The sequence below is a fragment of the Aquicoccus porphyridii genome (assembly GCF_008369105.1).
Taxonomy (GTDB): Bacteria; Pseudomonadota; Alphaproteobacteria; order Rhodobacterales; family Rhodobacteraceae; genus Aquicoccus; species Aquicoccus porphyridii.
On record NZ_VINQ01000166.1, the window covers coordinates 1 to 410 of the forward strand.

1 protein-coding gene and 1 pseudogene are annotated in these 410 nt (G+C 72.7%); one reads left to right on the forward strand and one right to left on the reverse strand.

From position 1 onward, the window contains the following. Nucleotides 1-3: 3 nt before the first annotated feature. Nucleotides 4-153, forward strand: a complete 150-nt coding sequence (locus FLO80_RS24035; RefSeq protein ID WP_281287076.1) for an oligopeptide/dipeptide ABC transporter ATP-binding protein — start codon at nucleotides 4-6, stop codon at nucleotides 151-153. Nucleotides 154-185: 32 nt separating this feature from the next. Here the strand turns inward: FLO80_RS24035 and FLO80_RS24040 are convergent. Continuing rightward, nucleotides 186-410, reverse strand: a pseudogene (locus tag FLO80_RS24040) (hypothetical protein); the annotation flags it as partial.

The window sequence follows — 410 nt, forward strand, 5'->3', positions numbered from 1 at the left end:
GAACTGCCGAACCCGCTGCACCCGCCGGAGGGTTGCGCCTTCCACAAGCGCTGCCCCTACGCCACCGAGCGCTGCCGCAGCGAGGTGCCCGAGCTGCGCCTGCTCGACCAGCGCCAGGTGGCCTGTCACCACGCCGAGCAGTTCCTCGGCTGAGCGCCACGGGGCGCTCGCCGCCCCGCAGCCCTTCAGAGCTGGCGCAGCAGCGCCAGCCTTACCCCGAACCCTATCAACAACCCACCGAAGCCCCACTGCTGCAGGCGCTGTGCCCGCGGCCGGGACGCCAGCCAGCGGCCCAGGCGGCCACCGACCAGGGCGTAGGCGCAGTCGAAGGCCAGGCCAACCAGAACCAAGACCGTACCGAGCGCGGCGAACTGGACGGCCAGCGAACCGGCCCCGGGGCTGACGAACTG